This is a genomic window from Sulfurimonas limnophila (assembly GCF_059705345.1).
Genome location: NZ_AP046127.1, coordinates 1 through 22538, shown reverse-complemented (window position 1 = coordinate 22538; position 22538 = coordinate 1). Strand labels below are relative to the sequence as shown.

Below are 22538 nucleotides of genomic sequence, written 5' to 3'. Positions count from 1 at the left end.
TTAGATATAATACCAGATAAATATTCAAATACCCTCTTAGGACACTTAATGTCAAACTCTCAAATCATCATAAAACACAATAAGCACCGTATTCATCCCTGTCCAAATGATAAAAAACTATCTCTTGTGGCACTTCTTTTAGAGCAAAACAGCACTACAAACATAGTAGTTGTCTCTTCAGTAGATGTGGAGCAAATCAAAGAGATAGCAGAGCCAAAAAGTATTGTAGTTATTAATGATGATGAGTTGGCAAAATCTCCAGATTTGATGTGTGATCTTCTCATTAGCTATGATTTACCATCAGCTGATATTTATATGTCAAGATTATCAAGAGCAAAAGATGGTGCTATTATACTTCTTGATATAAATGAGCAGAAAAATCTCTATCCAATTGAGACTATTCTTAAAAGAGTTATTAGACAAGATATCCTTGTTGGCTACGAATACGAACCTCAAGAAAAGATGAAAATAGCTCAAAAAATCCCTCAAAAAGAGAAAAGCGTCTATAAATTTGACCCAGATGCTAGTGATAAACCATCTTATGAGAAAAAACAAACAGAATATAAAAAACCATTTGATAAACAAAAGTTTGACAAACCTAAATGGGATAAACCAAAAAGAGATGGTGAGAGTTCTGAGCGCAAACCATTTGATAAACCAAAGAGAGATGGCGAGAACTCTGAGCGCAAACCTTTTGATAAACCAAAATGGGATAAGCCAAAAAGAGATGGAGAGAATTCTGAACGTAAGCCATTTGACAAGCCTAAATGGGATAAGCCAAAATTTGATGGCGAAAAAAAGTATGACAAATCAGGTAAAAAACCAAATAAATTTTTAGGAAAAGATGAAAATGGAAAAGCTAAGTTTTCTGGTAAAAGTGGTGAGAGAAATCACAAACACGATGGAAAACCTAGAGAAAATATAGAAGCACCAAAAAATGTAGGAAGAAAGATAACTATAAAAGAGCGCAAGCCAAAAGATGAGTCTAACTCTTAAAAGCTACAAGTTCGCCTCTTTTTAAGAGCGCGATTTTCCCTTTAAACTTACGAATATAAAAAGCTTTTTGCTCAAAAGTAATATCTGAGCGAACATTGACTTTTTTATACTCTCTCTCATAATGCTTCATCAAAAACGAAACAAGCTCCGCCTTTAGAGCCTCTTCATCCTTTAGCGCTTTTATCTGATCATCAATGGATATTGCCATAAGCTGTGGATGAGAAAACTCTCCTCTTAATGCTAAGGAAAATTCAAGTGAGTGAAATTTTAAAAGCGATGGGTCTAAAACATCCAAAATTTGATCTACAAACTCAGGATGTTCCAAAACAGTCTTTATAAGGCTTAACTCCCACATATCTTTATGACGACTTTTATCAATAATAGGAATATTTTGATTTGATACGGACTGAGAGGTTATCTTTACAAATGATGGACTCAGTCCTAGCCTTGAAGCCAAATAAGATTTATACTCCTCTTGAAGCATTGGAGAGAGAGTTTTAAGATAGCCTATTGCATCTTGCATACAAAGCTCTCTAGCTTTTGGATCACTAAGATTGTATAGCGATATAATCTCATCTAGTACAAATTCTATAAAAGGCTGTGGCTCTCTAAACATATTTGATAGCTCTTCAACGGCGCCATTTTTTACCATATCTGCTGGGTCCATGCCATCTAAAAATATTACAACACCACCATTAAATCCACCAGCACTAAGAAGTTTTGAGGCTTTAAGCGCAGCTGCACGTCCTGCCTTATCTCCATCATAAGCCATTATTACTTTAGGCTCACCTTTACGTAAGAGTGGAAGATGCTCTTGAGTTAGCGCCGTTCCAAGTGTTGCAACAGCATTTGTAAACCCCACTTGATGGAGCATTATAACATCGAGATACCCTTCTGTAATAACTATCTCTTTTGTTTTATGAATAGTCTGTTTTGCATGATGATAAGCATATAAAAGACGAGATTTATTAAAATATGGTGTCTCTGGAGAGTTTACATACTTTGCTTGATGCCCTGTTATAGTTCTGCCGCCAAAACCGACAATCGTTCCGTTTGCAGAGTGTATAGGAAAAGTTATACGCTCTATAAATCTAGCATATGATTTTGAGCCTTCACTCCCTATAATGCCCATCTCTAGGGCTTCACTCATGTTAAGCAGCTGCGATTTTATATACGAAATAGTTGAGTTGGAATCTGGTGCATATCCAATACCAAACTTCTCTATACTACTCTCATAGATACCGCGCTCTTTTATATATGATATAGCTTGTGGCGTTTTTGTGAAAAGATAGTGATACCATGAATCTATAGTCTGCATAATTCCAGAACGAGGTTTAGAGTTTTTACTATCGCTATAACTAAGAGAGAAGTTGTATGTTGAAGCCAATTTCTCAAGTGCTTCTGGGTAGTTTAATTTTTCATGCTCCATCACAAACTTTATACTATCACCACCAGCTCCGCAACCAAAACAGTGATATATCTGCTTTGATGGGCTGACTACAAAAGAGGCACTTTTTTCATCATGAAAAGGACATGGAGCCTTAAAATTTGCACCTGCTTTTTTCAACTCTAAATAAGAGCCTACAACATCAACAATATCAAGTCGTGCCTTTAGGGCTTCTATGGAGTCTTGGTTTATCATGCATGAATTATACAAAAATGTACGTTAAAGGGAGTTGTCAAACTATAAGGAGTGTCACTAAAATAGGCCACGGTAAGACCTATTTTAGAAGGAGAAATAAAATTTTAGATATTAATAAATATCTGTAGTCGGGTGATTAGGTTTACTAATCGGAGTGTTTGTTTCTTGAACATCGTAGTGAACTACGCTATCAGCTTGGAGGGCACCTAACATTATCGTGATTGCTAAAATGATTTTTTTCATTTTCGTTTCCTTTGGTAAGAACGCATTACGCTCTAAATTTTTAAATCAGAGAAATTTTATCCGATTTAGAAAAAAGAGTTATTGATATATGTCAATTTAGATAATATTTCTATAAATTACTCTAAATAATACTATCCGAAGTTATTTATGATACAATTCCAGTTCAAATTTTAAAGAAAGTGGGTGATGTGATATGCCAGGTATTGTACTACGTAGTGATGACAATTTTGATGCATCTTACCGCCGTTTCAAGAAGCAGACTGACCGTAACTTAATCGTTACTGAAGCTCGTGCTCGTCGTTTCCATGAAACGAAAACTGATAAGCGTAAGAAATTCTTAATAGCATCTCGTAAAAAAATGCTTAAACGTCTTTATATGATGAGACGTTACGAATCACGCCTATAGAACATAAGCCTTCGGGCTGTGTTTTTTCCTCTACATACAAAATATAATCTCTTAAAAAACCATTCTAACTCTTACTCCAGGTAAAACTGCCCACGTTTCATATGACTTTGAGGGATGATAGATAAGTTGCATACTCGTTGTAAACTGCACCCCATGAAATATCTCATATCTGTAGAACATCTCTGCTGAGCTTTGCGTTCTATACTCTTCATTTGGTTTTGCCAAACCGATGGCAACCGAAAAAAGGTCATTTGTCTTATATAAGTCTGTACGCCCTATACCAAGCGAGATGTGCTGTTTTTCAGTAGCATCTGTTGAGAGTGCATATTTTGCAAATACTTTATACTCATTCTCAAGAACATGGTTAAAAGAGAAGATAGCGCCTTGATTTTTCTCTTTAGTATTGTCTTTTGAATCTTTATCCCATAAAGTAATATAATATAGGCCATTTTCTGGTGTTAATCCGAACTCTAAAGCACTATATAGCTTCAAATCTCTATCTACAATGCTTCCTAAAGACTCTCCTTTTTTTACATCTGCATCTGCGAGATAAGCAAGAGTGTAGTAGTTTGGTTTTTTATATTTTACAACCAAGCCTGGCCCATTATCTGGGAGAGAGTTATACGGAGAGAGTGAGAATGTATTGCTTAAAAAATATTTATTTTGATTTTTATAAAATGAGTTGTCGATAAAAGAGTTACGATTTAAAAATCCAAAACGAACTCTTAAATCTTCAATAATGTATTGATACCAAAACTCTGTAATATATGGGGAAATATTATCATGGGATGGCGAAACTGAGTAAAGAGAGCCTATTTTCTCACCATACTCTTTGCTTGAGTATCCGCCATAATTATTTCTACTTCTTAGGTTAAAACCAAAACTTGAATTTGGCGTTGATTTATATATACCAAAAATATCAATATTTCCACCGCTTCCAAAACTATCACTCACGCTTTCGTATTGGACAACCCCTCTGTATGATATACCAATATCCAAGTTGTACTCATATTTTAAAACATTTAACCCTCTTATGCCGTCTTTTATCCACTCTGGGATGTTTTCATTGCTAAGAAGTCTATCTCTATCGCTAACAATCTCTTCTAGTTGAGCATCAGCATCATCTCCTGAAGATGTATCTTGAATATCTTTTTCTTTCTTTTTTTTCTTTACCATCTCATGTGGTATGAAACTTTTGTTAAATATACTATTTCCAGCTACATTTTCTTCGACAATAAGATCATAGTCATCACTCTTTGGAGTTTCGACAATTACCTCTTCTTTTGTCTCATTTTTATCGCTACTTATTAAGAGAGTTTCATCTATATCAATCATTGAAACATTTATATCTTCTTGCTCTTGGCTGAGTAGTGTTATCGTTTCGTTTTGATCAGCTTTATAGGTTTGTTTTGCACCGTTTGTGCCTTTGCTATTGCTTTTACTCTTTATTTGAGGCTCTTTTTTATCTATCGTTTTAAGAGTATAGATAAAAACTGACGCAATAATAGACGTAGCTACAACAAAAATCAGTACAAACTTTATCTCTTTCATGTCCTTAACTAAACTCTCCCGTACATCTCGTTATAGAATGACAAAGCATGTCTATCGCTCATAGAAGCTATATAATCTGCGATAACTCTATGTTTATTTTTACTCTGCAACTGCTCCAGATAAAATTTTGGCATCATCTTTGGCTCTTCATTTAGCCCTTTATAAAGCCCTTTTATCGCTTGTTTACCTGCATACATCTTTATCATAATATCTTTATGTTGATAAAGTTTTGTGAAAAGAAGTTTTTTTAATTTTTTAATCTCAGACTCTAATGTTGGCTCAAAACCCACAGGCAACTCACTCTTGCTTGGAAGTGAGGCACTATATATTTTGCTATTATCAATTTTATCTTTTGAGTACTCAATTAAAGAATATACAAGATGGTTGATTAGATGTGAGACAAAACGGTATCTAAACATCTCATCTTCATCCTCGCAAATCCCCTCATCTTGGACCTTTTGTAAAATTTCTTTGATTAGTTCGCTCTCTCTTAGATCTTCAAAACGTATCAAACCAGAGTTTACTCCATCATCAATATCATGTGTTATGTATGCAATCTCATCAGCGCGATCAACTACCATAGCCTCAATACTTGGGTGTGTCTCAAGATTGAAATTTTCATCAATAAAAGATGGAAGAAAGCTCTTTTTATATGGGTAAGAGTGCTTGAGTATCCCCTCTTGTGTTGCAAACGTAAGGTTAAGCCCATCAAACCCTTTATAACGCTTTTCAAGTGATGAAACAACTCTAAAGCTTTGAAAGTTATGGTCAAATCCATTTTTAAAACCGTCATGCTTTAGAGACTCATCAAGCGTATCTCCGCCTATATGTCCAAATGGAGTGTGCCCTAAATCGTGTGCAAGTGCTATTGCCTCTGCTAAAGATTCATTAAGTCCTAGATGAGAAGTGATTGAGCGTGCAATTTGTGAAACTTCTATTGAGTGGGTAAGGCGTGTGCGAAAAAAATCACCCTCTTGGTTTAAAAAAACCTGAGTTTTATACTCAAGTTTTCTAAAACTCCCAGAGTGTATGATTCTATCTCTATCCCTTGCGTATGGGTTTCTAAAATCTTTATCTATTGTGAAAAATCTATGATGCGCTTCTATTATAGACCCCTTGTTTTAAGCTTTCTTCAAAAACTCTGTTTTTAGATAAATTTTTGTTCCATTTACTCTGCCTTCAATATGTCCCTCTACGTCTTGAGGTATTGAGATGTTTCTAACGGTTGTGCCTCTTTTTGCAGTAAAACCAGCACCTTTAACCTCTAAATCTTTGATAATTACAACGCTATCACCTGCATTTAAAACAGTTCCGTTTGAGTCTTTTACTACTGCATTGCTTGAGCTACTAATTCCCGCATCTGCCCAAGCTTTGAGATCATCTTCCATATAGATTGAGTCCACTAAATCTTCTCTGCCAAGAAGCTTTAACGCTCTATATGACATAACTACAACAGCTGGTACTTCGCTCCACATACTATCATTTAAGCAGTTGAAATGTACTTCATCCATCGTTGAAGGATTTTCTATCTGCTCTTTACATGTAGCGCAGATGTAGATTGACTGCTCTGCGCTTCCATCCGATGGTACAACTTCAAAAACGCTAAGATTTTCGCTACTTTGGCAAAGCTCACACTTGGAACCACTTCTGCTCTTTAACTCTTCTTCAACTCTCATAATTTCTCCTAATATTTTTTAAACTCAATCGCATCTTCTGGTACGGTTGTAGATTTGTGTTTTGTTCCATCAAAGGCTTTTTGTGCCTCTTCTTCGTTGTAGTTTCTACACTTTTCAATCATGCTCGGATCGCTGTTTGGACCTACATTTTCACACATAGCAAAGTTAAACTCAAAATATGAACACCCGCTAAATAACAGAGTGCTTATAGCAATATATTTCCACATGTAATTACCTTTTTTTAATGATTAAATCTAAATATTTTGATGGTGTTTTTCGCATCATCTCTTGTGCCAGCCATCTTATCTGAAAATAAGCAGCTCCACTATCTCTTAATGTAAAGTAGTTTTTCAGGCTTCTAAGGTTAAAAGTAACAACCATATCAACTTTTACGTTATCGCTGATTATGTGCTTAAAAGCATCGCCTACATTACGCTTCTTTTTTCCGCTCTCTAGTGCATCAAAAAGAGCTTTTGGACTGCTTTTAAACTCATCCAAAAAGTCTAACGAGCTTTTAGCTACGGCTATTTCATTGAAATCTTCTACTATTTTTGACTGGTAGAGAAGCTTATCATACATCGCACCAATCTCTATTTTGTTATACTCCACATCGCATGTAACAAGCATATCAAAACTCAAAACTTTATCTATGAAGAAATCTCTATCATTAGTCGCCATTGAAGCTACAAAAGCGTTTATTACAGAGCTCATTGTGTAGCGGGTACTTCTTACGCTAATCGCTTGCATGCGATGACGTGCATGTTCTTGAAGCACGCCTCTGCTTGTTCCTCGTACTAAAAAGCTTAGATTTGCATGTTCTAAAATAGAGTGATGAAAATAGGTCCACGCCAAATCATCTAAAAGGTTTGAGCCTTCAATACCGTTTATCTCTTGGCATATTGAACTATTAGGCATATTTTTTTCAATATACTGAATCGCTTCATTTTCGCTATTTTCAAATGAGTCATAGCAAGTTCTAGCTGCAGCCTCAGCTACACCTATCCCCGTCTCTTGTATTAAGACTACTTCAGGTCTTGAATATTTTATGCCGTACACACTTTCCATACACCTATCCTCATTTATGCTAGATATTATTTTACTATAAAAAGCTTACTAATAAGCCTTTATCTTGATATACTAAAACCAATCCCTACTTTTTTAACATGGTTGTCATAATCAATTAAACTCTCGCCATAACCATTAAAAAACTTCATATAAAAAAATAGATCATCTCTGCTGGACATTGGATATGAGTAATTAAGCTCCACAGAACCTTTAGAGTTAAAATTATCTCTTATTTTTATGTCAAGTAAATTTTTTTTGTATGGGATTGCAATTTTTAAATATCCATGCCCCATAGTGTCAATCAGTTCTGGATTATAATCATTAGCATCAGGCAACCTTGCCCAGAATTTTAACTCAGCAAGTAGTATATTGTACTGAAAAAAAAGGCTTGTATTGAAGTAGTTCCAAGAGCGTTCATCCTGAGCACCTCTGCCGTTTGACTCATGAGCAACGCCCATTCTTATACCTTTTAACAATCTTCCATCGCCAATCTCTGATGTAGGAATTGTTACAAAAACCTCAGGATTATAGTTTGACTCTCTAAAAAAAGCAGAATCCGAATAAGATTGCCAAAAAGATTTTTGCGTGTATGCTACTGAATATATCTCACGAAATTTAAAAAAATTAGCTGCAAAATCATATTTTAGACTTACTTGGAATTCACTCTCGATTCTGCGAGTTTCATGTCCATTTACATCGCCATAATTATCATCGTAACGATAGCTTATTGGCAAAAAGTAGTTTGCATTGTGGGCTTTAAAGTTGTAAAGAGATTGTGCATATTGTCTAAATGTCTCTTGAGTTTCGCTGTTATCGATTTTATCTAATGTTTTAAATATCTCTTTTTGCTGTTTTTGCACATTTCGTAAAGGACTATGCTTTGATTGTTCATAGTAGATATGAGATGATGCCTTATACCACTCTAGAGCTTTTTGTTCGCTCTTCTCACACCCTTCTCCTTGCTCATACATCTTTGCTAACATATATGCTGCATCTGCATCATCATTTGCTAAAGCTTCAAAAGCTTCAAAAGCTTCTTTATACTCGCCTCTTTCATAAAGCAAATTCGCCTCATCATATGTCACTGAAGCTTTAAGAGAGAGTGCCAATAAAGCTATCAGAAATAGGCGTAACACTATTTTTGAATCCCATTTAAAATAGGTACAAAATCACACGCTTCAAGCTCCTCTTTTTGTACAGAGCTCCCAACTTTTTTAAAACGTGTTATAACCTGTTTTACGCCTACTTGCATAGGAGCGACCAAGATACCGCCATCACAAAGTTGTTCAAAAATTTTTGAAGGAATCTCTTTTGCAGTTGCTGAAAAAAGTATTCTATCATAGGGTGCATATTGCGCCCAACCGTTTTGTCCATCATCTAGCTTTGTATGAATGTTGCTAATTCCTAGTTTTCTAAAGCGTTGTTTTGCCTCAAGTATAAGTGGTTCAATTCTCTCGATAGTAAAAACACCACGAAATATATGCGATAAAACAGCTGCTTGATAACCACTTCCGCACCCTATCTCCAAAACCCTATCATCTTTTTTTGCTTCTAGATAGTGAGTCATTTTTGCAACTGTAAGCGGGGAGCTTATCCACTGCGAAGAGCCCATAGGAAGGGCATCGAGCTTATATGCGTTATGTTTAAAACCAGCTGGAACGAACTCTTCTCTGGAGGTATTTGATATAGCATCTATAACATTTTGGCTAAGAGAAAAAATCTTATGGCACTCTTGCGCTAATTTTGCAGTTTTTGTAGCAGTAATTCTATCCAATGCCAACATCCATATATCTTCTCATTGTCTGAATCTCTTTTTTATCATATGGGAGCTCAAGATATGCTCTATCTTCATTTCTCTCATCTTCGCCATGAGGCTTGATAATACCACTCATTTTTGTACACTCGCTGTTTAATGAATCACTAGCAACTACATAACACTGGTTCATAATAGCTAGTGCTCTAGTTAGAGTTTTAAAATGCTCCGTTCTTAGAACTCCCCACCATGATGGAATTGCTATTACATCACACCCCTCAAGCTTTTTCCACAGCTCTTTAAACCTAAGCTCAAAACAGATTAATATTCCGATTTTTATACCATCAACTTCAACTATCTCAATCTCATCTGTAGAGCCCTCTGACATGTACTTATGCTCATCACCAAAGCGAAAGAGTTTTGCCTTTGCTCTTTGATAGACTATTTCGCCATTAAAGAAAATTTTGGCAAAATTAAAAATCTCACCATCTTTTCTTTGAAGCATAGTAAGGATTATTATCTTATCACGAGAGGCTGCTTTAATTGACACATCTGCAACATCACTAAAGGCTATCGCCTCTTCATAGTTTTTATAATCAAAACCACTCAGAGAGACCTCTGGCGCAACGATAAGAGATTTTGGAGATACTTGATTTATGAGGCTTAGCAGTGTTTGCAAATTAGCATGATAATCACCCTCGATAGTATCAAAAAGAAGCGAGCAGAGTTTGTACTCGCTACTATTAGAAGTCATCATCAAAAGTAAGGCTTCCCTTTGAGTAGTTGGCTACAGTGCCCTCAAAGAAATTTGTTTTTTGGTCATTAAATTTTGAAAAATCATCAACCCATTTTATAGGATTTGTTACATTATAAAGTTTTGTAAATCCGACTGAAGAGAGCCTATCATCTGCAAGGTACTGGATATACTGCTCTATGATAGCATCTGTTAGACCTAAAATTTGTCCGCCAGTTATGTATTTTCCCCATGCAACTTCAAGTGCTACTGCTTCTTTAAACATCTCAACAACTTCTGCCTTTAGCGTCTCAGTGAACAAATCAGGTCTCTCTTTTCTAAGGGAGTTTATAAGGTTTTGAAAAATAACCAAGTGAGTAACTTCATCTCTTTGGATAAATCTAATCATCTGAGCAGAGCCTAACATTTTCCCACTTCTTGCAAGTGTGTAGATATAAGCAAAACCACTATAAAAGTAGATACCTTCTAAAATCTGATTTGCAAAACAAGCTTTTACAAAGTTATGCTCACTAGGATTTTTAGATAGCTCCTCATAAACTCTAGCTATCGCATCATTTTTACCCTTTAGCATCATATCACGACGCCATAACTCATAAATCTCTTTTGAGTTTGTAGAGATAGTGTCAACCATTACTGCATAACTCTGAGAGTGAAGCGCTTCTTCAAAAGCTTGACGCACTAAAATAAGGTTAATTTCTGGAGATGTAACATAGGGATTTATATTGTCCATGATATTGTTAGTTTGAAGAGAATCCATAAATATCAGCTGTGCAAGAGCTTTATCGTAAGAGGCTTTTTCCACATCAGTAATCTGTTTATAGTCACTAACATCACGAGTCATATCAACTTCTTTTGGAAACCATGTGTTGTTTAACATCATCTCCCAAAGATTATATGCCCACTGATACTTTATATCGTTAAGCTCAAAAATTCCCGTAGGATTTCCACCAAATATTCTTCTATCGTTTACACTTTCGTTTGATTCTGGATTATATATTTTTTTTCTGTTCATATTTTATTCCTAAAAATTTTAGTATAGGATTATATCTTTAAGAACGTTTTTATTTCATAAAAAATCATCTTTAACTTTACTTTATAAATTAGCTTAATAAAAATATTCTATATTCTGTTATAGAGGGCTCCTTTATAATTTCAAAAACAGAGACAGGAGAATAGTATGAGATACATTTTTATTTTCATACTTATTATAACAACCATGAATGCATTAGAATCATTAGAGAAAAAAATTGAAAAATTAAGTGATGAAGAGAAGCGTGTAATTCTCCATAAAGGAACAGAGCGCCCTTTTGTTGGAAAATATACAGATGAAAAATCACGAGGTATCTACACATGTAAACTTTGCGATGCGCCTTTGTTTGACTCAAGCTCAAAGTTTGATTCACGCTCTGGTTGGCCGAGCTTTGATGATGAGATAAAGGGCGCTATAAAGAGAATCCCAGACAAGGATGGCAGACGAGTAGAGATTGTATGTTCTCATTGCGGTGCTCATTTAGGGCATGTTTTTGAAGGTGAGGGCTTTACATCAAAAAATACAAGACACTGCGTAAACTCTATCTCTTTAAATCTCGTAAAAAAGCCAGATACTAAAAATGAAAATCTATCTTATGCCTACTTTGCTGGTGGCTGTTTTTGGGGAGTTGAATACTACTTACAAAAGCTCTCTGGAGTAAAAGAGGTAACCTCAGGCTTTATGGGAGGTTTTGTAAAAAATCCAAGTTATTATGAGGTTGTCCGCTCAAATACAGGACATCTTGAGAGTGTTGAAGTTGTTTATGATGAAAGTAAAATATCTTATGAAGAGATAGCGAAAGCTTTTTTTGAGATTCATGACCCAACTCAAACTAACGGTCAAGGTCCAGATATAGGAGAGCAGTATCTCTCTGCAATTTTTGTGCAAAATAACAAAGAGAGAGAGGTCGCAGAAGATTTAATTAGCAAACTTGAGGCTAACGGTTATAGAGTTGCAACAAAAATAATAAAAAAATCAGATTTTTATCCAGCTGATGAGAGTCATCAAAACTACTATGACAAAAAAGGGAGTGCCCCTTATTGCCATGGATATGTTAAGAGGTTTTAATCTTTTAACTCTTTTTTCAATTTAGTCTCATCATAACCTTCAGTACCGCGAGATTTACTAAAGTCTCGTGCTGATTTATCAAGTGAATCAATCATCTCATTTTTAAACTCTGTCGCATTATAGCCTGTCTCATGGGAGTAGATAATATATCCTCCAATAGCAAGTATTAAAACCATCATCTTTATGCTGTTGTTCTGATAAAAAGTAAAAGCCATTAGAGCAATTGCCAACAAAGAGATAGGATACATTATTCCATCCATTTTTTATCCTTTTTTGATTTACAAGAAGTATAACATATATTGATATGAGAAGGTATCTGTTTTAATGTAGAGTATAGCGGGTTAAAAAGCCCAACAAAAGGGCTTTTTACTATTTACGTACGTTTCTTTTTCTTTCACTTTCTGTTAAGAATTTTTTACGAATACGGATACTTTTTGGTGTAATTTCTAGAAGCTCATCATCTTCAATCCACTCTAATGCACGCTCTAGTGACATATCGCGGAACGGTATAAGTTTAATAGCCTCATCTGCACCAGATGAACGAACGTTTGACTGAGCTTTACCTTTGATAGCATTAACTACAAGGTCGTTTGAGCGTGAATGCTCACCAACAATCATACCTTCATAAATTTTTGTTTGTGGTCCGATAAATAGTACACCACGATCTTGAATGTTAAATAGTGAATATGCTAACGTCTCTCCATTTTCCATAGAGATAAGTGCGCCATATGTTCTTGATTCAACTGTACCGCTATATGGGCGGAACTCTAAAAATGAGTGGTTCATAATACCCTCGCCTTTAGTATCAGTAAGGAATTGACCACGGAAACCTATAAGTGCACGCGCAGGAATTTCAAACTCAATTCTTTGGAAACCTTGACCCATTGGAATCATAGATTTCATCTCAGCTTTTCTTTTTCCAAGCTTCTCAATTACTGCACCACTAAATTCTTCAGGCACATCGATTACAAGGTGCTCAAATGGTTCACACTTAACGCCTTCAATCTCTTTTACGATAACTTCTGGACGACTTACACCGAACTCGAAGTTTTCACGACGCATATTCTCTGCAAGAATTGTGATTTGAAGCTCACCACGTCCTGAAACTTTAAATTTACCCTCACCAACAACTTCAAGTTTCATAGCAACGTTTGTTGTCATCTCAGCTTCAAGTCTATCTTTGAGTTTATTTGAAGTAACATGTTTTCCTTCTTGACCTGCAAGTGGAGAGTCATTTACGGAAAATACAACTGTAAGTGTCGGCTCTTCGATGTGCATAGGATCAAGAGGCATAGGATTTTTAGGATCACAAACAGTATCTCCAACATCAACAGTCTCTAAACCAGCAAATGCCACGATATCACCCGCTTCAGCTTCTTGAATCTCCATACGGTTTAGACCATGAAAACCGATAAGTTTAGAGATTTTTCCTTTTACTAGTTCGCCATCTGCTTTTGCAAGCATGATGTTATCACCTTTTCTAATAACGCCATTAAATATACGAGAAATTCCAATTTTACCAACATAGTTATCATAGTCAAGTGTAAATACTTGTGCTTGAGTAGGATTTTCTTTGTCACCCACTGGCTCTGGGATTTGAGCTAAGATAGTTTCAAAAATACACTCAAAGTTTCCATCTGGGTCTTCCATATTAAGCTTTGCAATACCATCACGTGCAGCAGCATAAATAATTGGGAAATCCAATTGGTCTTCAGTTGCATCCATCGCAGCAAAAAGGTCAAACATCTCATCAACAACACGATCAGGCTCTGCTGAAGGTTTGTCAATTTTATTGATAACAACGATTGGTTTTTTACCAAGTGCTAACATCTTTTTAACAACAAACTTAGTTTGAGGCATAACACCCTCGTAAGCATCAACTAAAACTAAAACACCGTCTACCATCTTTAAAACGCGCTCAACTTCTCCACCAAAATCGGCGTGGCCCGGAGTATCGATAATATTGATTTTAAAATCTTTATAACGAATTGCTGTATTTTTAGAGAGAATAGTAATACCGCGCTCTTTCTCTAAAGCGTTAGAATCCATTGCTCTTTCATCATGTTGCTCATGAGCACCGTATGTTCCTGATTGCTCTAATAATCCATCTACTAGTGTAGTTTTACCGTGGTCAACGTGAGCGATAACTGCTATATTTCTGATTTTTTGCACGAGGCGTCCTTCTTTGGCTTAGTTAAAATAACATAAAACCAAGATTAAAAATTTTCGCGATTATATCTAAAAAAAATTTATATCTTTGTAAAAGTAGTGTTATACTTACCCTTAAAGTTATAAATTTTATTATAAATATTCATATTTGGAACCCATATGATTAAGTATCCAAGCGTATTAGAGCCTATTTTCGATAAACTCAAAGAGTATGATATAACTCCTATTATTGTTGGCGGATTTATTAGAGATTCATTACTATTTATAGAATCAAAAGATATAGATATAGAAGTTTATGGGGTAGTTTCATTTGAAATTTTGCAAGATATTTTGCAAGTATTTGGAAAAATTAATCTGGTAGGGAAAAGTTTTGGGGTATGTAAACTAAAATTTGAAGGTTATGATTTAGATTTTTCTCTTCCAAGAAAAGATAATAAAATTGCATCTGGACATCGTGGATTTGATATACAAACCTGCTCTGTTCTTGATTTTAAAACAGCAGCGTCAAGAAGAGATTTTACCATCAATGCAATTGGATTTGATCTAGTTTCAAAAAAAATATTAGACCCTTTTAATGGTGCTGCTGATTTGGAAAATAAGATACTTAGAGCAGTAGATTTAGAGAGTTTTGGACAAGATCCGCTAAGAGTTCTAAGAGCTGTTCAATTTTGCGCTAGATTTGATTTAAGTATAGAGCATAATTTGGCTATAACATGCAAAGAGATGGTATCTTGTGGTTTGTTAGCAGAGCTTCCAAAGGAGAGAATTTTTGAAGAACTTAAAAAGCTTCTTTTAAAGTCAAAAAGACCATCTGTTGGTTTTAAACTTTTAAATGAGTTCGGTTCTGATATATTTAATGATAACTTGAATGTTATAGATGAAATTGCAAAACAGCTAACTACTAACAAAAAGCAAAATTTGGTGTTAATGTTAGCAGGGCTATATTTTAAAATTCCAAAAGAGCAGATTGAAGCTAGTTTAAGCATTATTGTATATGAGAAAGAGTTATGTAAAAGCATTATAGAGTTAGTTGAAGCCTATAATAGTCTTATACATGTTGATATAAATGGTATAGACAACTACTTTATATACAAACTTGCAACAAAAATAAATATAGAAGAGTTATTAATTTTAGGTAGTTCTATACACTATGCGAATAACTCACAAAACCTCTACAAAATGGGTCAGATAATTTTTGAAAAAGCTAAAAAATTGAGTGTCCTAACAAAAAAACTATCTCCGCTTTTACAAGGACGAGATTTAGTTGAAGCTGGGCTAAGCCCATCTATAGAGTTTAGCAAGATTTTAAATGATTGCTATGAAGCCCAAATGAATAGTGAATTTAAGAGTCACGATGAAGCTTCAGTTTGGTTAAAAAACTACCTAAATCTTTGAGCTATCAATCTCTATAACGGTGTGAACATTTCCTCTTGGATTGTAATCTGCTACTATTTTCATATATTTTGGTTTTAATTTTCTCTCTAAAACAGTGTAAATCTCATTTGCACTATTTTCATGTGAGATATGTCTATCTCTAAAAGAGTTTATATAGAGTTTAATCGCTTTTAGCTCTACTACTAATTCATCTGGAGTATATTCAAGATATATAGTTGCATAGTCTGGATACCCACTTCTAGGGCAAAGACAAGAAAACTCTGGAAGCGTCATCTTTATAAGATAGTTTCTTTTGTGCTCATTTGGCCAAATTTCTAAATCTTTTTCTACATCAAACTCATTAACAATTTTTTCGCCGTATTTCATTTTAAATCCTCTTATAATTTATTTTAGCGGTGATAAATATCTACCTTGTAAATAGTTAACACCTATATTTTGAGCTACTTTTTTAGTACTCTCATCTTCTATCATTTTTATCCAAGTTTTAACACCTTTTTCCTTTGCCATTGTGTTAAAACCACTTATTATATTTTCATATCTATTTTCACCTATTTTTTTACTATAGTATGAGTCAAATCTAACTATGTCTATATTCAAATCTCTTAGATATAAAAAACTTGTATGCAGAGAACCCAATCTATCAACAGCGACTAAAACACCAAAATCTCTTAGTTCTTCTAAGTATCCGTTGAATTTATCTATCTTTGGAAAATACTCATTCTCACTAAAGAGCACTACTATTCTATCTTTTAGGAATCTATTTTTATAAAAAATCTCTTTAATTTTACCAAACGTAATTTGATTTCTAATAGAAGTTGGTGCCAAAGAGATAACAAATTTATCATTATCTGTTTTTCTGCAAATTTCTACTATTTTTTCTAAAACAATTATGTCATATTCATTCATAAGTCTTAACTTATCCAAAATTTTCATATAATTTTTTTGATGAAGCAACTTGCCATCTGGTGCATTTAATTTTATAGAACACTCTTTAAAGGCTTTTTTTTCATCTTCAAATATATCTTGCATAAAAATAGATATATCTCTATTTTTAATTGCATTTATAACAAAATACTCTAAATCACTTGGATTTATATCATTTTCTATGTTGGTAGCGAGCTTTAAGTCTCTATTTTTAATCTGTAATTCAAAGAGATTTTCTACTAAGAAATCTATGTTTTTTGAAAATTTTATATCATTTATAGCAAGTGATATTTGTATTTCAATCTCATAGACTTTAAACTCTTCACTTTTAAGACACATCAATTCCATTATTGTTTTATATTGATCTTTATTTCCATTTAGCCCTATTATAAAATCACCACCTTTTATACGCCCGATTGGAAAATTATTAATATCTTTTGTTTTTAGATACTCTGCCATCCATAAAACAATTTCTAAAAGTACTTTATCCCCATTTTTTATACCATATCTGCTGTTTATCTCATTTAAATTATCAACACTTATCAGAACAAGTGTATATTCATGATTTTTTTTTATCTCTTTTTTAAGGTATTCATACATATATTCTCTTGTAAAAACATTTGATATGTTGTCAGTTATTTTTATATCAAAACCTTTATAAATAAGGTAAAAAATAAAATATATGCTAAACAGCAGTATTAATGATATCTCAACGTAAAAAGATATATTGAGTACTTCTTGACTTGTAATGAATGTATGAAAAAAAAGGGCACTAATTAAAGAGAAAATAGGAAATACCATTCTTAGAGCTAGTCTAAAACGGTATTCTCTCTCTTTAGTTTGTGGGAGAAGCATTTGTTTTATTATTTAAACATCTAAATGTTTAACATCTTTTGCATGCGTCTCTATATAGTTACGGCGTGGTTCAACTTCATCGCCCATAAACAGAGTAAATGTATCACTTGCAAGCTCTGCATCTTCAATTGTAACTTGTAATAAGACACGATTTTCAGGAGTCATCGTTGTCTCCCAAAGTTGATCTGGATTCATCTCTCCAAGACCTTTGTAGCGTTGAATATATGAACCTTTTTTAGCATAATCTATAATATTTTCTAAAACTTTTAAAATGTCTTCTTTAAAGTCTAAATTCCACTCTCTAATTTTTCTGTATACAAAACTAGCTTCTGCAAAGTGAGGTGCTCCAAATAAATCATCATTTATAAGCAACTCTTCCATTCCGTCTTTAGTTTGAACAAAAATATGAATAGAGTCTTCTGAGATAGTTTTAGTCAAAATATTGTTTCCATTAATTGCTAAAAATTCTTCAACTTTTTTATACATACTTTCTATATCAAGACCAATTAAATCAGGATTTTCTATAAAATGACGGATAAGCTCTACTAAGGCGTATCTTTTCTTTAGTGCTTCAAGTGATCCTCTATAGTGATCAACCATCTTAAAGTAAGAAAGTAAATCATTATGTCCAACACTCTGCTCTTCTAATAACTCTATTCCATTTTCTATTAAAAAGTCATTCATAGCACGATCGTCTTTAAAATATATCTCTTTTTTACCTTTTTTATAACGGTAAAGCGGTGGTTGAGCAAGATATAAATAACCATTTTCTATAACACTTCTAAAGTGACGGAAGAAAAATGTAAGTAGTAAAGTTTGAATATGACTTCCATCAACATCGGCATCGGTCATAATAATAAGTTTATGATAACGGAGTTTGTCTTCATTATACTCTTCACCGATTCCACAACCCATCGCGGTTATCATATTTGTAATTTCTTCAGATTTTAAAATCTTGTCAAGTCTTGCTTTTTCAACATTTAAAATCTTACCTTTTAGTGGAAGAATTGCTTGAAAAACTCTATCTCTTCCCATTTTTGCGGAACCACCAGCAGAATCGCCCTCCACCAGATATAACTCACATATAGAAGCATCTTTACTTTGACAATCTGCTAGTTTTCCAGGAAGTGTTCCAACACTCATAGAATCTTTTCTACGAGTTAACTCTCTTGCTTTTTTTGCAGCTTCACGACCACGTGCCGCCATTAATGATTTAGCAACTATTGCTTTTGCTTCGATTGGATTTTCTTCAAAATATTTACTCAAAAGTTCATAAGTAGCTTTTTGAACTAATGGTCTTACATAAGTATTTCCAAGTTTACCCTTTGTTTGTCCTTCAAACTGCGGTTCAGGAACACGAACAGATACAACAGCTATTAAACCTTCACTTGTATCTTCTCCGCTAATTTTTACATCTTTCTCTTTTGCTGCGCCATTTTGAGTATTATAGTTTGAGATAACACGAGTAAGCCCTGCTCTAAAACCAGCTTCATGAGTTCCTCCATTTGGGGTACGAATATTATTTACAAATGAGTAAACTTTTTCATCATAAGTATCATTATACATAAGAGAGATATCAAACTCTATATCTTCTATTTTTGAACTAAAAACAAAAACTTTAGCAACTTCTTGTTTTTTATTTAAATCGGTTACATATTGAGCGATACCGCCTTCAAAGTGGTACTCTTCTTTTACATTTGTTCTTTCATCTTTGAAAATAATAGTTATAAATGGGTTTAAGTAAGCTAACTCTTTAAATCTTCTTGCTAAATATTCATATTCAAAAATTACTGTTTCTGTAAATATACTTGGATCTGGTGAAAACTCTATAGTTGTTCCAGTTTTTTTAGAAGTTCCAATTACTTTTAGAACTTCTTGAGGAATACCTTTTTTAAAATCTTGTTCAAAAATTTCGCCCTCTCTTTGAATCGTCATTTTTAAATCAGATGAAAGAGCATTTACAACAGATACACCAACACCATGTAAACCGCCTGAAACTTTATAAGTATCTTTATCAAATTTACCTCCAGCATGTAAAACTGTTAAAACAACCGTAGCAGCACTCATACCTTCAGTTGGATGCATATCAGTAGGAATTCCGCGACCATTATCAGTTACTTTACACGTTCCATTTTTTGTAAGAGTCACATTAATGGTATCGCAGTGACCAGCCATTGCTTCATCTATAGAGTTATCTATAACTTCATAAACTAAATGATGTAAACCTCTATGACCTGTATCACCGATATACATACCAGGTCTTTTACGAACTGCTTCTAATCCTTTAAGGACTTTAATATTACTAGCGCCGTAATTTTCCATTCAATACTCCATTATAACTTTTTACATAATTGGAGATATTTTATCTAATATATTCTAAAAAGAAGTTTTATATCTATGAAGTGTTCTGTTTTAAGGGGGTTTATTGCTTTTTGATTAGATAAATAAAAAAGCAATAAAATAAAAAAATTAGATGACTATTGGCATAACAACTGTTTTAAAATTGCCATCACTTAATATAAAAGGAAGATTGCTCTCATTTAATCCTATGTTAAATTCAGAGTTGTTTATTGTATTTAAAAAGTCTAAAAGGTATCTGCTGTTAACGGCAATAACAAAAGGAGATAAAAAACCTGTTTTAGAGTCAATTTCTGTTTTAGCTTCTATATTATCATCACTTAAAGATTCAAATGTAATTGTGTCATTTAAAAATGTTATTTTTACATCTGTAGATATTGTAGTAATTTGCTTTATTGCTTCTATCATTTTGGCTTTTTGTAGAGTAATACTATTTTTTATCTCTTTTGGAATTATTCTAGAGTATTCAGGAAATTTTCCATTAATCAACTTTGTAAAGAAAATATACTCTTTAGAGTGAATTATTAAATTATTTTCATCATAATATAGTTCGATATCATCAAAAAACAGTTTTTGTATTTCTATTATTGCTTTTTTTGGTACTATTATTGATAACTCTGAGCTACTTTGGTTATTAACATTTACTACTGCTAATCTTCTTGTATCAGTTGAGGCAAAATTTATATTACTCTCTTTTATATCTATAAGTGCACCATTTAACTCAAATTTAGGATTATTTATATCAATTGATGGTGTTATTTTTCTTAATGAATCAATTAGTGTATGAGAATCAATTAGTATACGTGCTTTTCCTTCGCTTGTAGGAAATGCTGGAAATTCACTATATGAAAAAGTTGGAAGTTTAAATTTAGAATGTGATTGTGATATGTATAAAATATCGCCCTTAACTTCTAAATTTATTTCTCCATCTTTTAAAATTCTTACAATGTCAAGTAATTTTTTACCATTAGCTGTAACATTTCCATCTTGAGAGATATTTAAATTGTTAGTAGAAACTATTAGTCCGATTTCATAATCAGTAGCTTTTATAGTTAATTTAGAATTTGTTGCATCGATAAAAACATGTGATGTAATTTGAGATGTATCTTTTTTTTCTAAGAATGGTTGTGAATGAATTAATATATTTTCAATGATAGATTTTTGTATCGTTATCTTCATCTGATTTCCTATTTATTATATAAATTTTATAGTATTAGTAGTAGGAGGGAGTGATTATGTGAATAACACCACTTTCCCCCTATTTTAGAGCTTTTTGAATGTGATGAAATAACATAGTCAATTTCACATCTGCTCACTTAAGAAATTATATCTTTTTTTTTATTTTTTAAGAAGATGAAGTAATTTTATTTGTAAGCTCTTCTATTTTTACTTTAAAATCCTCATCATTTTGCATTAATTCGGCTATTTTTTTGAGTGTATGGCTTATTGCGGTATGATCTTGCATACCAAAATATTGTGCAAGTTGAGGCATAGTATTTTGGGTTAATTCACGGCAGAGATAAATAGCAATTCTTCTGGCATAAACTAAATTTTTACTTCTTCCTTTTGAGCGAATTTCACTTGGTTTTATATTTAAATCTTTTGAAACCTGTTGAGTAATAATATCTAGAGTTAGATTTGCACGATTTTCTTGAAGTTGATCTTTTAGGACATTTTTTGTAAATTGTAAATCTATATCAACATGCATAAGCTGTGAATATGCATGCAGTTTTGATAAAATTCCCTCTATCTCACGAACATTACTCTCTATTACTGTTGCTATGTAGTGGATTATATCTTTAGTTAAAACAACTTTATTTATCTTACACTTGTTTTCTATAATAGCTATTTTTGTCTCAAGTTCTGGCGGTTGTATATCTGCAACAAGTCCATGTTCAAATCTGCTCTGAAGTCTTTTTTCAAGTCCTGCTATTTTTTTTGGATGTTTATCAGCTGTTAAGATAATCTGTTTTCCAACACCCTTTAGTGCTTCAAATGTATGAAAAAATTCTTCTTGAATACCCTCTTTATTGCTTAGAAATTGTATATCATCGATAAGAAGAACATCACATTTGCGATATTTTTCTTGAAATCTCTCCATAGTTTTATTTCTTACATGGCGGATAAAATCATTTAAAAATTGTTCGACTGTTGTATAAATAACAACTTTGCCTTGATTTTGAAAAACATTTCCAGCTGCTTGCATAAGATGCGTTTTTCCAAGACCTACTCCACCATGGATAAAAAGAGGATTGTATAAAACACCAGCTTTTTCACTAACACTTTTAACAGCAGCATATGCAAACTGATTGGAACCGCCAACCATAAAATTTTCAAACGTATGTGAAGGATTTAGGAGTGAATGTTGCTGTTTTTGTAGATTTTTTTGTTCTGGTTTTTTAGATTCAATTTGATTTTTTAGTGAAATACTAACATTTACTTTTGTAGAGTTTTGAATTTCAAATAGATGTTTTATTTTTGAGCTGTATTTATTTTTTATCCAGTTTAAAACAAGAGAATTTGGGGCATGAAATATAGCATTATCTTCTGTGGATTTTTTTATATCGTAAGTTAAATGTTTTATATATCTGTTGTACTCTACTTCTGGAATCTCTTCTTTTAACAAAAGCAAAATTTTTTGACCGATGTTCAC

22 protein-coding genes are annotated in these 22538 nt (G+C 33.3%); 4 read left to right on the top strand and 18 right to left on the bottom strand.

The genetic code is table 11. The features are described 5' to 3' along the window. The first annotated feature begins 48 nt into the window (after window positions 1–48). Window positions 49–996 (top strand): hypothetical protein, encoded by a 948-nt coding sequence (locus tag AC6H33_RS00110; protein WP_497604971.1) that lies wholly within the window; start codon window positions 49–51, stop codon window positions 994–996. Here AC6H33_RS00110 and dnaG read toward each other — a convergent pair. Both dnaG and AC6H33_RS00100 read right to left on the bottom strand, forming a co-directional pair. After that, the gene (gene dnaG / locus AC6H33_RS00105) at window positions 986–2638 is read right to left on the bottom strand and encodes a DNA primase (protein WP_497604970.1); all 1653 of its coding nucleotides are present in this window, start codon (window positions 2636–2638) and stop codon (window positions 986–988) included. The two genes, AC6H33_RS00110 and dnaG, sit on opposite strands and share 11 nt — an antisense overlap. 111 nt (window positions 2639–2749) lie before the next feature. Further along, entirely contained in the window at window positions 2750–2881 is a 132-nt protein-coding gene (locus AC6H33_RS00100) for a hypothetical protein (protein WP_497604969.1), read from the bottom strand. Window positions 2882–3074: 193 nt separating this feature from the next. Here AC6H33_RS00100 and rpsU point away from each other — a divergent pair, with 193 nt between their 5' ends. Continuing rightward, window positions 3075–3287, top strand: coding sequence for a 30S ribosomal protein S21 (gene rpsU / locus AC6H33_RS00095; protein ID WP_294890544.1), 213 nt, complete (start codon window positions 3075–3077; stop codon window positions 3285–3287). Between the two features lie 51 nt (window positions 3288–3338). On the opposite strand, the gene AC6H33_RS00090 is transcribed toward rpsU, so the two are convergent. From AC6H33_RS00090 to AC6H33_RS00050, 9 genes are all read right to left on the bottom strand, one after another. Further along, window positions 3339–4838, bottom strand: a complete 1500-nt coding sequence (locus AC6H33_RS00090; RefSeq protein ID WP_497604968.1) for a porin — start codon at window positions 4836–4838, stop codon at window positions 3339–3341. An 8-nt stretch (window positions 4839–4846) separates the two neighbouring features. Next, window positions 4847–5944, bottom strand: coding sequence for a deoxyguanosinetriphosphate triphosphohydrolase family protein (locus AC6H33_RS00085; RefSeq protein WP_497606003.1), 1098 nt, complete (start codon window positions 5942–5944; stop codon window positions 4847–4849). A gap of 15 nt (window positions 5945–5959) precedes the next feature. Continuing rightward, window positions 5960–6514, bottom strand: a complete 555-nt coding sequence (locus tag AC6H33_RS00080; protein ID WP_497604967.1) for a PhnA domain-containing protein — start codon at window positions 6512–6514, stop codon at window positions 5960–5962. A gap of 8 nt (window positions 6515–6522) precedes the next feature. Beyond that, window positions 6523–6741 (bottom strand): hypothetical protein, encoded by a 219-nt coding sequence (locus tag AC6H33_RS00075; protein ID WP_497604966.1) that lies wholly within the window; start codon window positions 6739–6741, stop codon window positions 6523–6525. 4 nt (window positions 6742–6745) lie between these two features. Beyond that, entirely contained in the window at window positions 6746–7579 is an 834-nt protein-coding gene (locus AC6H33_RS00070; protein ID WP_497604965.1) for an FAD-dependent thymidylate synthase, read from the bottom strand. A gap of 59 nt (window positions 7580–7638) precedes the next feature. Continuing rightward, window positions 7639–8643 (bottom strand): phospholipase A, encoded by a 1005-nt coding sequence (locus tag AC6H33_RS00065; RefSeq protein WP_497604964.1) that lies wholly within the window; start codon window positions 8641–8643, stop codon window positions 7639–7641. A 71-nt stretch (window positions 8644–8714) separates the two neighbouring features. Beyond that, window positions 8715–9362, bottom strand: a complete 648-nt coding sequence (locus AC6H33_RS00060) for a protein-L-isoaspartate(D-aspartate) O-methyltransferase (RefSeq protein ID WP_497604963.1) — start codon at window positions 9360–9362, stop codon at window positions 8715–8717. Further along, on the bottom strand, window positions 9346–10089 hold the full coding sequence (locus AC6H33_RS00055) for a carbon-nitrogen hydrolase family protein (protein ID WP_497604962.1): 744 nt from the start codon (window positions 10087–10089) through the stop codon (window positions 9346–9348). The genes AC6H33_RS00060 and AC6H33_RS00055 overlap by 17 nt, the downstream gene beginning before the upstream one ends. Next, window positions 10076–11098 (bottom strand): ribonucleotide-diphosphate reductase subunit beta, encoded by a 1023-nt coding sequence (locus AC6H33_RS00050; RefSeq protein WP_497604961.1) that lies wholly within the window; start codon window positions 11096–11098, stop codon window positions 10076–10078. The genes AC6H33_RS00055 and AC6H33_RS00050 overlap by 14 nt, the downstream gene beginning before the upstream one ends. 204 nt (window positions 11099–11302) lie before the next feature. On the opposite strand from AC6H33_RS00050, the gene AC6H33_RS00045 reads away from it, so the two are divergent. Continuing rightward, the gene (locus AC6H33_RS00045) at window positions 11303–12184 is read left to right on the top strand and encodes a bifunctional methionine sulfoxide reductase B/A protein (protein WP_497606002.1); all 882 of its coding nucleotides are present in this window, start codon (window positions 11303–11305) and stop codon (window positions 12182–12184) included. Here AC6H33_RS00045 and AC6H33_RS00040 read toward each other — a convergent pair. Continuing rightward, the gene (locus AC6H33_RS00040; protein ID WP_497604960.1) at window positions 12181–12444 is read right to left on the bottom strand and encodes a hypothetical protein; all 264 of its coding nucleotides are present in this window, start codon (window positions 12442–12444) and stop codon (window positions 12181–12183) included. The genes AC6H33_RS00045 and AC6H33_RS00040 overlap by 4 nt on opposite strands. Window positions 12445–12553: 109 nt before the next feature. Then, a complete protein-coding gene (gene typA, locus AC6H33_RS00035) occupies window positions 12554–14356 on the bottom strand; it encodes a translational GTPase TypA (protein ID WP_497604959.1) in 1803 nt (600 codons plus the stop codon). Between the two features lie 156 nt (window positions 14357–14512). On the opposite strand from typA, the gene AC6H33_RS00030 reads away from it, so the two are divergent. Beyond that, entirely contained in the window at window positions 14513–15748 is a 1236-nt protein-coding gene (locus AC6H33_RS00030) for a tRNA nucleotidyltransferase/poly(A) polymerase-related protein (RefSeq protein ID WP_497604958.1), read from the top strand. Here AC6H33_RS00030 and queF read toward each other — a convergent pair. The 5 genes from queF to dnaA all read right to left on the bottom strand — a co-directional run bounded on the left by queF (window position 15737) and on the right by dnaA (window position 22538). Further along, the gene (gene queF, locus AC6H33_RS00025; protein WP_497604957.1) at window positions 15737–16114 is read right to left on the bottom strand and encodes a preQ(1) synthase; all 378 of its coding nucleotides are present in this window, start codon (window positions 16112–16114) and stop codon (window positions 15737–15739) included. The two genes, AC6H33_RS00030 and queF, sit on opposite strands and share 12 nt — an antisense overlap. 18 nt (window positions 16115–16132) lie before the next feature. Beyond that, window positions 16133–17272, bottom strand: coding sequence for a bifunctional diguanylate cyclase/phosphodiesterase (locus tag AC6H33_RS00020; protein WP_497604956.1), 1140 nt, complete (start codon window positions 17270–17272; stop codon window positions 16133–16135). 267 nt (window positions 17273–17539) lie between these two features. Further along, window positions 17540–19849, bottom strand: coding sequence for a DNA topoisomerase (ATP-hydrolyzing) subunit B (gene gyrB, locus AC6H33_RS00015; protein WP_497604955.1), 2310 nt, complete (start codon window positions 19847–19849; stop codon window positions 17540–17542). 147 nt (window positions 19850–19996) lie between these two features. Further along, window positions 19997–21064: a DNA polymerase III subunit beta gene (gene dnaN, locus AC6H33_RS00010; RefSeq protein ID WP_497604954.1), complete on the bottom strand. Its 1068-nt coding sequence runs from the start codon at window positions 21062–21064 to the stop codon at window positions 19997–19999. Between the two features lie 166 nt (window positions 21065–21230). Next, window positions 21231–22538 carry a chromosomal replication initiator protein DnaA gene (gene dnaA, locus AC6H33_RS00005; protein WP_497604953.1) on the bottom strand — a complete coding sequence of 436 codons (1308 nt, stop codon included), beginning with the start codon at window positions 22536–22538 and terminating at the stop codon, window positions 21231–21233.